The organism is Vibrio sp. Y176, from assembly GCF_033438945.1.
In genome coordinates this window covers 1-826 of record NZ_JAWOQS010000306.1, presented here as the reverse complement: position 1 = coordinate 826, position 826 = coordinate 1, and the positions used below count along the sequence as shown (strand labels likewise).

The 826-nt window shown below is 47.2% G+C and carries 1 protein-coding gene and 1 pseudogene; both read right to left on the bottom strand.

All coding sequences use genetic code 11. From position 1 onward, the window contains the following. Positions 1–659 (bottom strand): ABC transporter permease (locus R7O13_RS25730; RefSeq protein WP_318305054.1); only part of this gene is annotated, 659 nt, incomplete at its 3' end. Beyond that, positions 649–826, bottom strand: a pseudogene (locus tag R7O13_RS25725) (ABC transporter permease); the annotation flags it as partial. The pseudogene R7O13_RS25725 and the gene R7O13_RS25730, both read right to left, overlap by 11 nt.

Sequence of the window (826 nt, the reverse complement as noted above, 5' to 3'; positions counted from 1 at the left end):
AACATTGCGATTTCATGCGCCCCTGCTATCCCTGCGATTTTCTCTAGGTCAGCTTTACGGACGTACACGTTGCCGGCATCAAAGGTCGTGGACGGTGTTTTGAAGATGCCTTTCACTCTAAACGCAGCGCCAGAGACATCCCCATTGATATCGGAAAGCGTCAGAATGACTTTTGAACCGACCCGTAGCTTCAATCTTTTCGCCGTCTTTTGCGATACAAGAATGGGATTCCGGCCCTCTTCATCCAACCAATAACCATCGATGATATGCTCAGAAAGCGGCGTTATCTTCTGCTCTTGTTCAAGATGAATACCATTAATACGAATACCGCGAGAACTGCGAGCAGAAGCTATCATGCCATCGGCGAGAAAGCGCTCCGATGCGGCTTTCACGCTTTGATGCTTTTCTAACGTTGTCACGATGCTTTGCGAGTCAGCTATGGTGTCTTTCAGTTCAGGATTAACGAGATACGCACTTTGATGAATCTGCAAATGGCTGGTTTGCCAAGCAATCGCATTTTTGATCATGCTGTCCACTAAACCATTCATAAATCCGATCATGGCGACAACGCCCATCAAACCAAACACCATCGCGCCAAGCATGATGGACGTTCTTAGTTTGTTCCGCCAAAGATTACGCCAAGCCAATTTAATCAACATGCGCGCCCCCTTTCAGCCCACTGGCGATAGGTAAACGAAGAAGACGAATCATCGGGTAGACAAGGCACAAGGATAAGATGATGAGAACCACGATAATTTGGTTAAGCAGCAAGTGAGGATCGAGAGAAACAGGCACAATGGGCTCAAAACCACTTTCCAACATGACT